General features: G+C 40.6%; 10 protein-coding genes. 4 read left to right on the forward strand and 6 right to left on the reverse strand.

The genetic code is table 11. The annotated features are described in order from the left end of the window. Positions 1–32: 32 nt before the first annotated feature. From ACYVJ6_RS09665 to ACYVJ6_RS09690, 6 genes are all read right to left on the reverse strand, one after another. A complete protein-coding gene (locus ACYVJ6_RS09665) occupies positions 33–2,396 on the reverse strand; it encodes a hybrid sensor histidine kinase/response regulator (RefSeq protein WP_460693853.1) in 2,364 nt (787 codons plus the stop codon). Positions 2,397–2,493: 97 nt separating this feature from the next. Then, the gene (locus ACYVJ6_RS09670) at positions 2,494–3,369 is read right to left on the reverse strand and encodes a YitT family protein (RefSeq protein WP_460693854.1); all 876 of its coding nucleotides are present in this window, start codon (positions 3,367–3,369) and stop codon (positions 2,494–2,496) included. A gap of 70 nt (positions 3,370–3,439) precedes the next feature. Further along, a complete protein-coding gene (locus ACYVJ6_RS09675; protein ID WP_460693855.1) occupies positions 3,440–3,781 on the reverse strand; it encodes a hypothetical protein in 342 nt (113 codons plus the stop codon). Between the two features lie 75 nt (positions 3,782–3,856). Further along, a complete protein-coding gene (locus tag ACYVJ6_RS09680) occupies positions 3,857–5,194 on the reverse strand; it encodes an MFS transporter (RefSeq protein ID WP_460693856.1) in 1,338 nt (445 codons plus the stop codon). A gap of 178 nt (positions 5,195–5,372) precedes the next feature. After that, positions 5,373–7,328, reverse strand: coding sequence for an FG-GAP-like repeat-containing protein (locus ACYVJ6_RS09685; protein WP_460693857.1), 1,956 nt, complete (start codon positions 7,326–7,328; stop codon positions 5,373–5,375). 32 nt (positions 7,329–7,360) lie between these two features. After that, a complete protein-coding gene (locus ACYVJ6_RS09690; RefSeq protein WP_460693858.1) occupies positions 7,361–9,709 on the reverse strand; it encodes an outer membrane protein assembly factor BamB family protein in 2,349 nt (782 codons plus the stop codon). Between the two features lie 482 nt (positions 9,710–10,191). Between ACYVJ6_RS09690 and ACYVJ6_RS09695 the strand changes: the two genes are divergently transcribed. The 4 genes from ACYVJ6_RS09695 to ACYVJ6_RS09710 all read left to right on the forward strand — a co-directional run bounded on the left by ACYVJ6_RS09695 (position 10,192) and on the right by ACYVJ6_RS09710 (position 16,031). Next, the gene (locus ACYVJ6_RS09695; RefSeq protein WP_460693859.1) at positions 10,192–11,199 is read left to right on the forward strand and encodes an SMP-30/gluconolactonase/LRE family protein; all 1,008 of its coding nucleotides are present in this window, start codon (positions 10,192–10,194) and stop codon (positions 11,197–11,199) included. Between the two features lie 29 nt (positions 11,200–11,228). After that, the gene (locus ACYVJ6_RS09700) at positions 11,229–12,125 is read left to right on the forward strand and encodes a poly(ethylene terephthalate) hydrolase family protein (protein ID WP_460693860.1); all 897 of its coding nucleotides are present in this window, start codon (positions 11,229–11,231) and stop codon (positions 12,123–12,125) included. Between the two features lie 122 nt (positions 12,126–12,247). Then, complete coding sequence (locus ACYVJ6_RS09705; RefSeq protein WP_460693861.1) at positions 12,248–14,710, forward strand: glycoside hydrolase family 95 protein; 2,463 nt, start codon at positions 12,248–12,250, stop codon at positions 14,708–14,710. 121 nt (positions 14,711–14,831) lie between these two features. After that, positions 14,832–16,031: a PQQ-dependent sugar dehydrogenase gene (locus tag ACYVJ6_RS09710; RefSeq protein WP_460693862.1), complete on the forward strand. Its 1,200-nt coding sequence runs from the start codon at positions 14,832–14,834 to the stop codon at positions 16,029–16,031. Positions 16,032–16,088: the final 57 nt, after the last annotated feature.

The raw sequence follows: 16,088 nt of genomic DNA on the forward strand, positions 1-16,088 counted from the left end.
CATTCCGATCTTATATCGGGATGGCTTTTTTACTAATCAGCATTTTCTGTAACATAGTGCAATACCTTTCTGTATAATTCGTCAGGCAAAAATGGCTTTGCTACAATGTCGTTCATACCGGCCTGCCTGATATCGTACTCAACTTCGGCAGGTATAGTTGCTGTAAGCGCAATAATTGGTATAGTAATGCCCTTTGCCCGTATTTTGCGCGATGCTTCGTAACCGTCCATCACCGGCATGTGCAGATCCATTAACACCAGCTTATGTTTAGTAACATCCAATTTATTTACCGCATCCAATCCATTTTCAGCTACGTCAATATTTGCACCCCAACGTTTTAAAAATGTTTGGGCCACCATTACGTTCATAGCATTGTCTTCAACCAATAAAATCGATATATCCGTAAATGGCTTGCCTTCTTTTAATGGCACACTTTTATCTATATTTTGCTTTTCTATAATAACAGGACCTTTTTCAAAAGTTTGTGTAAAGTAAAAGGTTGATCCCATGCCTACTTCACTCTCCAAATGCAATGTTGAGCCTTGCAGTTCCAATATCCGTTTACAAATAGCTAACCCTAACCCAGTGCCGCCAAAACCCCGTGAGGTTGATGAATCGGCTTGGGTAAACCGTTCAAAAATTAAAGCTTGCTTGGCTTTTGATATACCTATGCCCGTATCTTTTACTTTAACATCAAGTGTAATGCTTCTTGGTGTTTGGTTTTTTACCTGGATAATTACCCTTACAAAACCGCTGGGTGTAAATTTAATAGCATTATGCGCCAGGTTGGTTATTATTTGCGATATACGAGTTGGGTCGCCTATTACTTTATTCTTTAATTCGCTATCAATATCCAACTGCAGGTCAATACCTTTATCCTGCGCATAATTTTTTAGGCTATTAACTACGTTACCTGCAATAAAAGCGATATCTGTTTCAATATGTTCAAAAGTAATTTTGCCGGCCTCCATTTTGTTGAAATCCAAAATGTCGTTTACAATATTTAATAAATTATTGGCCGAAAATATCATTACATCTAACTGCTCTACCTGATCAGGGCGCGGGTTATTTTTTAAAAGCAGGTAACTCATACCTATCACCGAGTTAAGTGGTGTACGTATCTCATGGCTCATGGTACTCAAAAATTCGCTTTTGGCTGTAAGGCCCTGCTCGGCCTGTTCGCGCGCGCTTCTCAATACAAATGATACACGGTGTGATAATACCAACGATTGCAAAAAGAAAAAGCTTACATAACCCAAAAATGTCAGTATTTGCAATTGCGGTATAAGGCCCCAATAATGTAATAAGGATATTGCAAATACAAACATTAACGACACGGAACTAACCAGGGCATATATTGCTCCGGGGCGCTTTTTACGATAGGATATATAATAGATATAAGGAATATACACCAGGCAAAAAACCATCACAATTAAAAACGGGTTAATTAATTGCGAAAAGATTACCGGTGCAAAAAATAACGTAATCAAAGAAAATGCAATACATATAGTAATGATAATATTTAACAGTACCTTATTGATGTCTTCGGGGTACAGGTAACGGGTATACAGGCCAAACAAGCCAATACCGATAAAAAGGGTTATATACTCTAACCGCATAGCCAGCAAAAAGCTAATATCGGGTACTAAAGTATGCAGCACATAGTTATCAACGCCAATAAGCCTGTAACTGAATATGATACAGTATAATGAAAAAAGCAGGATGGCGTTATCGCGGTTGCCAAATATGTATAAACCCAAAAAGAAAAGACCACCCATAAACAAGCAACCTGTTAAAAGCAAATCTATAGCCTCGTCGCGTTGCCTGTCTAGCTTTACAACTTCTTTATCACCCAAAATTAATGGCTTTTTTATCCCGGCTTTACTATGTATAAAATTTGAGATCTGCAAAACTAAATGCAGGGTATCTATACCCGGGTGTATATCAAATACCATGTACTGCCAATGTGCCTGGTAACCTTTGGGGCTGGTGGTTACTTTACCATTTTGCGCCACTATTTTATCATTTACATATAATCGGTAAGATGAATAAACATCGGGCATTGATAGGCGTAATACCCCTCTTGATTTTGGCAATAGTACAGTTAATTTATACGTGGCATAACCAAAAGAAGGGAGTTTTTCGCCGTTTAATTCATGACCGTTCCACAAAGAAGGAAATGTAATTGGCACCCCTTTATCTGATCGGTCACCGGGGTTAAGCAACTGCTTCCAGTAGAATAGCCACTGGCCATCCAAGTTAACTTTTTGTTCAAAATTATGCTGGCGCAGATCAATTACCCCGTTAGCGGCCAAAGGCGCATTTGTAGCGGCATAAGTTGTTAAACAATATAGCAGCAAAAAACCTACAATGTATATATAACTTTTGACCTTCATTAATTGCGCATGGATAATATTGTTTAGTGCTGCAAATATAAAGTAATCAACACTAAATTCAGGCTATACTTCTATTTATAGATTTTAGAAATGAATGTTAATGCTCTAATGGCTGCCGCTTTACCAACCCACCTCGCACTTCAGATACCGAATTGGTAATAATAAATGCCGTAGGGTCTATCTGTTGAACCCGGCTTACCAGCCTTTGCACATCTAAACGAGTAATAATAGTAAACAATATATCTATATCCTTATTATCAATATTGGTTTTACCAAAACCACGCTCACCTTTGTAAACGGTAACCCCTCTATGCAAGTGGCGCATGATAACATTTTTTATAAGATCGCTTTTGGGTGAAATAATAGTTACAGCGGTGTACTCATCAAAACCCTGAATGATATAGTTAATGGTTTGCGATGCCGACAGATAGGTTAATATGGAATACAATGCCGATTCGACACTAATAAAAAACGCTGCTATTCCAAATATTACTATGTTAATAACCAATATAATCTGGCCAATAGATAAAAATGAACGCGGATTGATATATACGGCCAATAGTTCGGTACCGTCAATAACACATCCGCCACGCATGGCGAAACCAATACCCAGGCCCAAAAAGAAACCACCAAATACAGCGGTTAATACCTTGTCGTGCGTTACCAAGGGGAAAGTGGTAAAAAACAATACTGCCGCCAGTACCAATATGGCAACCAATGTTTTAAGTGCAAATATCTTATCAACACGCTTATAACCCAACCATATAAAAGGAATGTTGATCACTATAAGCAATACAGACACGGGCCAACCTGTTATTGAACTTATTAATAGTGTTATACCGGTTGCACCACCGTCAATAAAGTGATTGGGGATTAAAAAACTTTTTAAACCTAAAGCGGCACTCAGAATACCGGCTGCGATCATTACTAATTTGGTAAGTTCTTTACGGAACTGAATCCTTCTTCTTTTCATAGTTACTGCCTGAAATATAGCAAAACTATGCCCAATTAGAATATTATTGTGCAGAAATTACTAAGAAATGTTATTTATAGGCAGAAATGGGCGTATTTTTTATTGTCAATAAAAAGCTTTTACCTACACTTATTTTGATGCTTTTATCCAGCAGCATTGCCTTAATGGTTTCGTCAGACCGGAGCGCCTCATACAAATCGCGGGCTACTGCCGAGCTGCTAATGTTATTGGTTACCTTACCGTTATCCATCACCAGGTTAAAGGTATAGCCTGATTTACCCCTATCGCCCGCCGATTCAAAATCAGTGATATTCAATTTAAAACTTTGATCTTCGGCAACGCTTTTTTTAAGGTGCAAACGAATAACCGGGAGGTATCGTTTCCAGGTCAGCAAATATTTTCTATCTTCCATACTATGTATGGCAAAGGTATCATATTAATAACAGCATCAGGGATATATCTTGCTGATGCTGTTATTATATATAAATTATAACTCTATAGGTCTTTTTGATTTGGTTAAGTAAAACATAACTAACCAGGCGGTTATATATGCCAAAGCACAAATTAAAAACATGATAAAATAGGCGGTCTCTAATTGGTTTATTTTTTCATAATAAACAAACATTTGCTTTTGAACTAATACTGATAACAATATACCGCCTATGCCACCGGCCATGCCGCCTATACCGGTTACCGATGCAACAGCCTTTTTAGGAAAAACATCTGATACAGTAGTAAATATATTGGCGCTCCATGCTTGATGTGCCGCGGCTGCCAGGCCGATTACAAAAACAGCAAGCCACATATTGATACTGCCTAACTGTTGGGCAAATACTATGGGAATAACTAATAAGGCATATATTAACATGGCTGTTTTACGCGCTTTGTAAACCGTCCAGTTGTTTTTTATGAAGAACAAGGGTAACCAACCGCCACCTATACTACCTACACTTGATAGAATATAAACAACCGCAACAGGAATAGCCAGTTGAGTAGTTGTTAGCGCATATTGTTTATTTAAAAAATCGGGCAACCAAAATAAATAAAACCACCATACAGGGTCGGTTATAAACTTACCTAATATAAAACCCCATGCCTGGCGGTAAGATAGTAATTTAAGCCATGGTACAGATGGCGCAGCTACCTGTCCATCAACCGGCGCAGCTTCGTCTTTATCGCTGTGGATATAATCAAATTCGGCTGAAGATAATTTGGTGTGTTTTTCAGGCTTTTCATACATTAAGAACCATGCAATTACCCATAAAAAACCAATGGCACCTGTAATAATAAATGCCCACTGCCAGCCATAAGCCTTAGCTATAAACGGAACGGACAAAGGCGCTATTACAGCACCTATATTTGCACCCGAATTAAAGATACCCGTTGCAAATGCGCGTTCCTTTTTAGGGAACCACTCGGCTGTAGTTTTTACCGCCGCAGGGAAGTTACCCGCCTCTGTAATACCCAAAAATGAACGGGCAAAAATAAAGCCCAGGGTGCTGGTTACTGCACCATGCAATACGGCAGACAAGCTCCATAACCCGGCAAAAATACCGTAGCCAATTTTAGTCCCTAATTTATCAATAACCCTGCCTACACCGGCCATACCCAACGCATAAGCAATTTTAAATGCAATTTCAATATTAGCATAATCGCCATAATCCCAGTTAAATTCATCAGTAAGGGTAGGTTTTAGCAATGATATTACCTGGCGGTCAAGGTAATTAATGGTAGTAGCCCAAAATAACAAACCACAAATTGTCCATCTGTAGTTTCCTATTTTAGTTGAAATGCTTTCGCTTTGCGGATTGATTGTAGGCTGCATTTAATAGGTTTTAATATGAGGTTGGGTGATAGGGTATATCACCATTGTAATCGGTTGCAACTTACTATTACCAATGCTATTCTGCAAGAAAATTAACTATAATATTTAAACATCAATAGTATTAAGTAAATAAAAAGAGGCCAATTACGGCCTCTTTTTATGATTTGATCAACTCAATTTACTTTTTTTTCGCGGCAGCAGGTGTTTTACCTTTTGGTGTGTTCCAAAATATAAACACTCCCCTGTCAGTTGCTGTAACAACATCAACCGCTCCATCTTTATTAAGATCCGTTGCCAATACATCAGATCCTACGCCAGACCGATTATGTACCAACTCGGGTACAAATTTAGCTCCACCCGGTGCTTTAGGGTCACGCACGGTTTTATACACGTAAACTACCGGTGCCCCGTATGGATCAGGGTCAAGGAAAGTATCTAAGTGTGCCCAATAACGTTTTCCGGTAATAAAATCAGGGATACCATCACCATCCATGTCAGCAAAAGCAGCACCATGCGCTTCAGAGAATGTTACCCCACCTGCATTTTTATCGGCGGTACCATAGTCATCCATTATCATGTGCCTTACAAATGATATTTTGCCTGCCTTATCTCGTTTTTGCTCAAACCATGCTAAACCAAAACCATGCGCATTTAGCGTGGTTACAACATCATTTAGTTTATCGCCGTTTACGTCATATACACCCATAGCAGCACCCCCATAATTATTACTACGGTGTGCCATACGTCCAAATGCCTCCGGATGATAAACCCACAACACTTTACCATCATCATTTTTAGGATGTTCCCACCAACCATTAACATTTAAAATATCCATTAAACCATCGCCATTAATATCACCTACACCAATGCCATGTGCATTTGCAGTACCACGCTCAGATATCGGGCGCTGTATCCACGGTTTGGTAATGTCCGTAGGGTCGGGTTTGGCGTAACAAACCTGCCCACCGGCTCCGTAAACCAACTCGGGCTTACCGTCTCCATCTACATCTTTAAACACAGTAACTTCAGAAGTTATACCTCTTACAACCTGGTACCTATCCCAACGGCGCGATTCGCCTTTAGGATTTACAAACAAGGCGCCGTTACTTGGACCGCTCAAAACGTCGTCCCAGCCGTCGCCGTTAAAATCATAACCATATTGACAGTTAAACTCTGTAAAGTTTTTTGAAGGGCTTACTGATGATGCAAATTGAATCTCGCGGTAAGTAGTATAATTAGGACCATAATAAATGTAAGGGCCCGCAACAATATCAGTAATACCATCGTGGTTAAAGTCGCCTGATCCGGCGGCCCATGAATAATACATGTCTTGTATCTGCTGTATCTTAAAGCCTGTCCCTATTTGTTCTTTAGGCATTTTTTTGATACCTGCATCTTCATAACTCAACTCGTTAAACTGTACCTCGCCGGTACCATTAACCATTAATGCTATCGAACCAAACCCTGTATCCGAATCAAGCCCTTTAGTGTTTTCGCCACTATCATTAATGTAGCCACGCAACATATTCAAATCGACGATGCCATCAAACTGGTTCCATTGGCCGGCCACCGGTGTTGTAACCGGACGTGTATAGGGTAAATTTAAATTAGCAGTGCCACCAATTCCGCGTGGCGCTCCTCCCGACCCTCTTTCGGGTGCTGGCGCGTTTGGATTTGGTGCAGGTGCCTGCCGTATTATACCACCGGCATTTGGCAAGGCCTCTCGTTTTGTTTCTTTGCCTTGTGCATCAAGCGTAACTTTGGATAAGCTAAACTCAGCACCTTTTATGGATGCCAGGTAACCCTTCATACCATCGCTTGTTTTTTCTAAACGGAACAAAAAGCCCACTTCGGCACCAGCATCGGCCTTAAATAATGAGCGTAAATGGATATCCTGAAAGCGCTTATCAGATACCAGGTAACTTGCCGCGCCATTTGCTTTGACAGTGATAATACCATTATTGGCCCTCCAATCGGCATTGCCTAAATTATGCCATCCGGAAAGCGATGCCCCTTTGTAAACATAGTCGGGTATAAGCGACAGGTTTCTGCCATTATATTCACCCGAAATTTCCTGTCCGTAAGAGAAAGTCGCGAAGCCAACTAACAGGATGGCTGATAAAAAACGTTTCATAGTTTTATGATTTAGATTTATTGGCAAATTAATTATTTCTTTTTGTTGGGTATGGCTAATACAATATATCCCTGTGGTAATGCCCCCAGATCTTTTGAATGATTAACACTTTCATTGGTGTAGTTACGAGTAGCTAATACAACAAGATACTGCTTGCCTTTTACCTGGTAAGTAGTTAACAAACCATCAGTATCTTTGGGTAAAGTATAGGTCCATAGCAAATTGCCATTTTCGGCATCATAGGCATACAAAAACCCTCCTTTTGAGGTAACGAAAACTATTCCCGTTGATGTTACGATCATTGATTTACGTTGTGAGCCTTCGGGCACACCCATGTTTTCCTGGCCCGGGATTAACGGTATGCGTACATCCTGTCCTAAAGCTTTTTTCCATTTAATTTTACCCGTATTTAAGTCATATGCAGTAATACTTGTCCAGGGAGGGCTTAACAGATCGGCATTGGCCAGACCATACGGAGTAGTGTACTCATCAAAACGTTGAACTCCCTCCGGATATTCACGCATCGCCTTAGTGGCACGCTGGCTATTAAATTCCTGTGCAGCCGGGGCGCCGCCTGTAGCAACTACCGGGCCGGTAACTGCAGGAGTTGCTCTGGCCGGGCCGCCCGCTCCTCCTCGTCCGCCTGCCCCTGGCCCTCCGCCAAATCCACCACCACTAACTACCCCACCCAAAAAACGGTATAAAGAAGTCATACTGGCATCATCAATATGCGCGAAAGCCGGCATTTGACCTTTACCGGTGCTAACCAATAATTTAAAAGCATCGGCATTTAAACGGCTTCCAATATTTGTTAGCGCAGGTCCAACAGATCCCTCACGATTAACACCATGACAGCTTTGACAACTTTGTGCATACAATACCTGAGCTGCCGAAGTAGCTGCTGCTGATAGCGGGGCCGCAGTCGGCCTTTCAACTTTAGTTAAACGGTAGATAGAAGCATGGTCTTTTGATAAAACGTACATCATACCTTTTTTAGGGTTTGAAGCCGTATTACCCCAGTTGGCCCCACCTGTGGCACCGGGCATAGCTATAACATTATATTTATCACTCAGCGGTTCAAACAAGCCCGATTTTGCTGCTGCAACCATTTTCTTCATCGAATCTGTTTTAGCTTTCGTCCAATATGGGTTTAAGTCATCAACCGTTACCCGTTGGCGCGCAAAGGGTTGTAATACGGTTGGGAATGGTTGCGTAGGCCATGAATTTTCGCCCGGCATATTACTCTTTGGCACAGGGCGTTCTTCAATTGGCCATAAAGGCTCGCCGGTCACTCTATCAAAAGCAAACAAAAAACCCTGTTTAGTGGCAATGGCAACGGCATCTATGTCTTTTCCATTATGTTTAACCGTAATTAATTGCGGTGCTGACGTAAGGTCGTAATCCCAAATATCATGATGTACTGTTTGAAAATGCCACAACCGTTTACCTGTACGGGCATCTAAGGCCACCAAACAATTACCGAATAAGTTTTGGCCGGTTCTGTCGGCACCGTAATAATCATAAGTTGGCGAACCTAAAGGGAAATAAGCTATGCCACGTTTTGCATCAATTGATATCTCTCCCCAAGTGTTCACCGCTCCCACATATTTATAAGCATCTTTGGGCCATGTCTCATATCCGTATTCACCCGGCTGTGGTATAGTATGAAACACCCAGGCCAGTTTACCTGTAATTACATTATAAGCCCGCAAATGACCGGGAGCCGAAAACAACCCTTCGCCCGGTGCAGACCCCAATATGATCAGATCTTCAAAAACCTGCCCCGGTGTTGGTGATGCGCCACGACTAATGCTCTCCGGGTCGCGGCCCAAATCGTTTTTCAACGATATATAACCCTGATCGCCAAAGCTTAAAATTGACTTTCCTGTCAAAGCATCAATTTCCTGTAGGGTATTACTTAATGAGAAGATAATACGCCGGTCTTTTCTGTCTTTGCTTTCCCAGTAATTAACCCCCTTACGTGTAATGCCATTTAAACCGGCATGTATCCATAATTCTTTACCGGTGGCGGCGTTTACAGCCACCAGCGAGTTGTTTTTTGCCAATAGATACATGATCGTATCAACAACTATCGGATTGAAAGTATACTCTATGTTATCCATTGTAGGATAATTCCAGGCTACCTGTAGCTGGCTAACATTCTTTTTGGTGATCTGGTTAAGTTCGGTGTATTTTGACTGGTCGGCACCACCTCCATATTGTGTCCATGTTTGGTATGGCTCCAAAGGATTTTGGTTACTTTCAACCATAGCATTACGCGCCATATTACAGCCAATAGTAATGGCTGCAAGCACAACAAAGGCGGTTCCTATAAACATCCAGACTTTTGCCGGTGCTTTCCGGCTTTTTTTAAAGATCATATATAAATATTGATAATTGGTTTACACTAAAATTTGATCATTGTGGTTTACGGGGTGATATTCCACAAAATCAACAAACAATACTAAAATACTTATAGCCTTGTGGCCTATAGATATATTGGTAAAGTAACTTACTTTGATCGCCCAATACTTATCGGGTTGTCTGCAATAAAAAACTTAAAATTGGTTTATAAAGCTGGCTCATATAATCATATCTGCCATATCTTGTATCAAATATACTTTATTCGAGTTATAAAAATTTTATAATCAATTCACAACAATTGATACTATAGTAACATTTCATGTAACAAAAACACATAGTAAATGTAGATTTTATATCTTTTGTCCTAAAGCGTAGCATTTATCAAATTAACCCCAGCACCATCAAGGGTAACATTTATAAAAAATTGGTTAGGCTATTTGTAGCAATTAACTAACTTAGCTATAATTAAAAACCAAATTATAACCGATATTATATCACTATGTTAACACCATTTAAACCCTTAAACACGGTAATTGCTTTACTGATAGCGGGAGTTGCTTCAAGCTGTGCACAAATCGATAAATCTTTAATTAAAGTAGAAGCAGCCGACCCTGCATTTAACAAACTGGTAAGTAATGATGCCAAAGCCGATGTAATAGCAACCGGCATTATGTGGAGCGAAGGCCCGGTATGGGTAGAAAGCCAGAAAATGCTCCTATTCTCTGAAGTTAGAAATAACACGGTTTACAAATGGACCGAAGCAAAAGGTAAAGAGGTTTACTTAAAACCTTCAGGATACACCGGTACCATACCACGTGGCGGCGAAATGGGCTCGAACGGATTAGGATTAAATTTAAATGGCCAATTGGTACTTTGCCAGGATGGAGACCGCGTGGTAAGCATTATGGATGCCCCATTGGATAAACCGCAGGCAAAGTATATACCTATAGCTTCGAACTATAACGGCAAAAAATTTGATAGTCCTAACGACCTTGCTTTTATGAGCAATGGCGATATTTATTTTACCGACCCTTTTTATGGGTTAGAAAAAGGTGTAACCGATCCATTGAAGGAAGAGAAATATCAAGGTGTTTATCGTATATCAAATGGTAAAGTAACATTGCTTACTACCGAAATTACCAACCCGAATGGGATAGGAATTTTCCCGGGCGAAAAGAAAATTATTATAGCTAATTCAAATCCTGAAAACCCGGTTTGGTATACTTATGACCTGGATAAAAACGGCCTGTTTACCAATAAAAAAATATTTTTCACAGCTAAAGTCGAAGCAAAGGGGCCGTTAGGCTCGCCGGATGGTTTAAAAATAGATAAGGCAGGTAATGTGTGGGCCACCGGCCCCGAAGGTGTTTGGGTACTAAATAAAGATGGCAAACTGTTGGGCAGAATTGTTATTGATGACCTGGCATCAAACCTATCATTCTCTGCCGATGAGAAAACCATTTATGTAACCAATAACAGCAGGGTTTTAAGGATCAAATTGAGATAAGTAATCAAACAAAACCAATCATAAAAATCATGAAGAAATTATTTTTAATAGCGCTTTGCTTTGTTACTGCATCGGTAACTGTGCAGGCACAAACCACTGCCACGGCAAGACCAACTTCACGAGTTATTGAAGACGGTGGTACAGGCCCATATAAAGCTATTGCATTGCAAGAAAGCTCATTGCCTACGCACACCGTTTTCCGTCCGCAGGACTTGAGTAAATTTGGCGCTAATAATAAATTGCCAATTATAGCCTGGGGTAATGGTGCTTGTAGTCCATCACCATGGGAGCATGTTAATTTTTTATCTGAAGTATCATCGTACGGGTTTTTAGTAGTGGCTATTGGACCACTGCCAATGGAAGGCGAACAAGTTCGTGGAACATCAAAATCGTCAATGATGACAGATGCTATTAACTGGGCAATAACTCAAAACAACGACAAAAACAGCCCCTTATATCAAAAAATTGATGTTAACAAAATCGCGGTTAGCGGTATGTCATGCGGTGGCTTGCAAACGTTAGAGACGGCGCCGGACCCACGGGTTACTACAGCGGTTATTTATAACAGCGGTATTTTTGTTAACCCCGGTACTGCTATGGGGGGCATGCCTAATTTATCTAAAGACCACTTGAAAAAATTACATACCCCTACCCTTTACGTATTAGGCGGCGAAAAAGACATTGCTTATGCAAATGGCATGGATGATTATAAGAATATTAACCATGTACCTGTTTTTGTTGCCAATATGGATGTAGGCCACGGCGGTACTTATGGCAAACCACATGGCGGCGAGTTTGCTAAACTGGCTACCCAATGGTACAAATGGCAGTTAAAAGGTGATGCTGAAGCTGGTAAATTTTTTACCGGCAACCCTCCGGGTATATCTAAAAACTCTAACTGGGTGTTTGAGAAAAAGAAAATGTAATGATCCGATTGATATTACAGCTTTAATAAAGGCGGCATAATATGCCGCCTTTATTCTTTAGGGATCTTTGATAGATTAAGATTTTAGCTAATTAAAATATATTATCACTAAAACCATTTTTTGTGTACATAAAACTTTTATACGGACCGGCCAATAAATCGATATCAAAATATTGGGGATGCCTACTGTTAGCTTACTTCCTGTTTGCCCACCATCCCGCTATGGCTCAGCAGCAAAACACTTTATGGTATAATAAGCCTGCGGTGCATTTTGAAGAAGCTTTAGTAGTGGGTAATGGTAAAACCGGTGCTACTGTATTTGGCGGAGTTGTAAATGACCAGATTTATCTTAATGATGCTACGCTTTGGTCAGGCGAACCGGTTGACTTGAATGCATTACCTGACGTTTCTAAGTATATACCTGAAATTCGCGAAGCGTTAAACAATGAAAATTATCGGCTGGCGGATAAATTGAATAAAAATATACAGGGTAAATTTTCCGAGTCGTTCGCGCCTTTGGGTACCATGAATATTACGTTTAAGCAACAGGGCAATTATCAAAATTATCGCCGCGAATTAGATATCAGCACAGCTACGGCAACGGTTAGCTATGATCTGAATAGTGTTCATTATACCCGCGAATACTTTGTATCCCATCCGGATAAAGCTATGGTGATCAAATTATCGGCTAACAAAAAAAATGCACTAAACTTTACAGTTTCATTTAAAAGCTTACTAAAATATTCATCATCTGTAAAAAATAATACGCTACAGATTGATGGCTATGCCCCTTATCATGTTGCCCCTGATTATTGGAGAGAAGCTCAACCGATCAGATTTGACGAAAACCGCGGGACAAGATTTTCGGCTTATTTTAAGGTGCAAAACAAAGGCGGACAGGTAGCTATGTCGGATAGTACAGTTACCGTGAGTAATGCTGATGAGGTGATACTATTTGTTTCAACCGCTACCAGTTTTAATGGCTTTGATAAAGATCCGGCTAAAAACGGTTTAAATAATAAAGCTATAGCAAATCAACAGTTGTATGATGTCCAAAAGAAGACTTATCCGGTGTTAAAAGCAAGGCATTTAAAAGATTACCAATCCTTTTTTAACAGGGTAAAACTTAGCCTTGATACAAAACCTGTACCTGACCTACCTACAGACGAGCGTTTAAAGGCTTACACCAAAGGAACTGATGATAAAAATCTGGAAGCACTGTATTTTCAATATGGGCGGTATTTACTAATATCAAGTTCAAGAACTACGGGTGTTCCGGCGAATTTACAGGGAATATGGAACCCTTATATCAGGCCGCCATGGAGTTCAAATTATACCATGAATATTAATGCCGAAGAAAATTATTGGATGGCCGAATCTGCTAATCTTTCAGAAATGCATATGCCTTTTCTTACATTTATAGGTAACCTGGCAAAAACCGGAGAAACCACTGCGCAAAAATTTTACGGAATTACCCGGGGATGGGCAGTGGCACATAATTCAGATATTTGGGCCATGAGTAACCCGGTGGGCGATTTTGGAAAAGGTGAGCCTAACTGGGCCAACTGGAACATGAGTGGCACCTGGGTTGTTACCCATCTTTGGGATCATTATATCTATACAGGAAATAAACCTTTCTTAAAAGACTATGCCTACCCTTTGATGAAAGGAGCATCTATGTTTTGCCTGGACTGGCTGGTAAAAGATAAACAGGGATATTTGGTCACTTCGCCATCAACATCTCCTGAAAACTCTTACATCGCACCTGATGGCTATAAGGGATCTACGCTTTATGGAGCAACTGCCGACCTGGCCATGATAAGGGAATGTTTTACACAAACTATTAAGGCATCTGAGGTACTTAATATAGATGTAACCTTTAGAGATAGTATAAAAAAGGCACTTGATAAACTGTACCCGTACCAGGTAGGAAAAGAAGGCAACCTACAGGAATGGTATCATGACTGGAAAGATGTCGACCCGAAACACCGCCATCAAACTCATTTATATGGCTTATATCCGGCCCGCCAAATAACACCTTTATCAACACCCCAACTTGCCCAGGCAGCCAGGAAAACATTGGATACAAGGGGCGACAATACTACAGGTTGGTCAAAAGGCTGGCGCATTAATCTTTGGGCAAGGCTTAATGATGGTAACCATGCTTATAAAATGTTCAGAGAACTGCTTAACTATGTTGAACCTGACGGTGCAAAAAACATTAATTATACCGGCGGTGGCGGGACTTATCCTAATTTATTAGATGCACACCCTCCTTTTCAAATAGATGGAAATTTTGGCGGAGCCGCCGGAGTTGTGGAAATGCTATTACAATCAGACGATGAAAATATATATTTACTACCTGCACTACCTGATAACTGGCAAGAAGGTACAGTATCCGGCATATGTGCACGTGGTGGATTTGAAATATCAATGAAATGGAAAAACGGAAAGTTGTTGGAAGCTGAAGTGCTATCAAAGAATGGGAAACGATGCAATTTACATTACAATGGTAAATTGCTCCCTTTAAATATTAAAAAAGATGGACGTATTAAGATTACAGCTGATTTTAAAAAAGCAAAATAGAAAGCGTTCAATGGCTACTCAATAATAAAAACACATTACAAAACAGTAATTTTACAAACTGATTCTTTACTTGTTGGTTACATATTGATAACTTGCATTACATTTCCTAAAATCAATTTTTATGAACTCAAAATTTTATAAGCCCTTAATATTAGGGGCTATGCTAATATCAACTTCAATAGCTTGTACTGCACAAACGGGGGCACCTGTTGAAACCAGACCTGCTAATACTAATTACAAACCTGCTTTTGCAGGCCAAACCCGTATTGGCAGTGTTAAAACAACAACACCTTACACAGCTACGGTAATCAACACCGAACTAAATGGCCCATGGGGTATCTGCGTTTTGCCTGATGGCCGTTTACTAATAAGTGGCAAACCGGGCAATATGCAAATAATAACCACAGCAGGTAAAATTGATAAGGTGATAACCGGTTTCCCGGAAGTGCAATTTGCTAACCAGGGCGGTTTATTGGATGTAAATATCGATCCTGCCTTTGCTACAAACCGCATGGTGTACTGGACCTACGCCCAGCCTGGTGATGGAGCTACTTTGGCTGTAGCCAAAGGCAAACTATCAGCAGATGAAACCAAGTTGGAGGATGTAAAAGTGATATACGAAGCCACACCTCGCTACAAAGGCGCAGGACAGTTTGGCTCGCGTTTATTGTTTGATAAACAAGGCAATATTTTTGTAAGTATTGGCGACCGCCAGGCCAATGATATACGCGTTAAGGCTCAGGATCTGGACGCTACCGTTGGTAAGATCATTCATATCACTAAAGAAGGTAAGCCTGTTGCGGGCAACCCATTTATTGGTAAAGCTAATGCTAAGCCTGAGATATATGCTCTTGGTTTCCGTAACCCCGATGGCTTTGCGTTGCACCCGGCTACCGGCGACCTGTGGGAAGCCGAGTTTGGCCCACGCGGTGGCGACGAGGTTAATTTGATAAAACCGGGCGGTAACTATGGCTGGCCATTTGTTACTTATGGCATTGAGTATAGCGGACAAAAGGTTTATGATGGCATACAGCAGAAAGAAGGCACTATACAACCGGTTTATTATTGGGACCCTGTGGTATCGCCGGGTTGTATGATGTTTTATACCGGTAATATTGCGGAATGGAAAAACAACCTATTTGTTGGCGGACTAAGCGGAACTTACATTACACGTTTGGTAATTAACAACAATAAGGTAGTTGGCGAAGAGCGTTTATTAGCTGATAAAGGCGAACGCTGGCGCTGCATTACAACCGGTAAAGACGGTGCCATTTACGCCGGAACTGATGGCGGTAAGTTGTATAGGATAGCTAAGCAATAATATACTAACCAGATATTTAAAGCGCCTCGAATAATAATTCGGGGCGCTTTTGTTTTC

The sequence above is a fragment of the Mucilaginibacter puniceus genome, assembly GCF_054783175.1.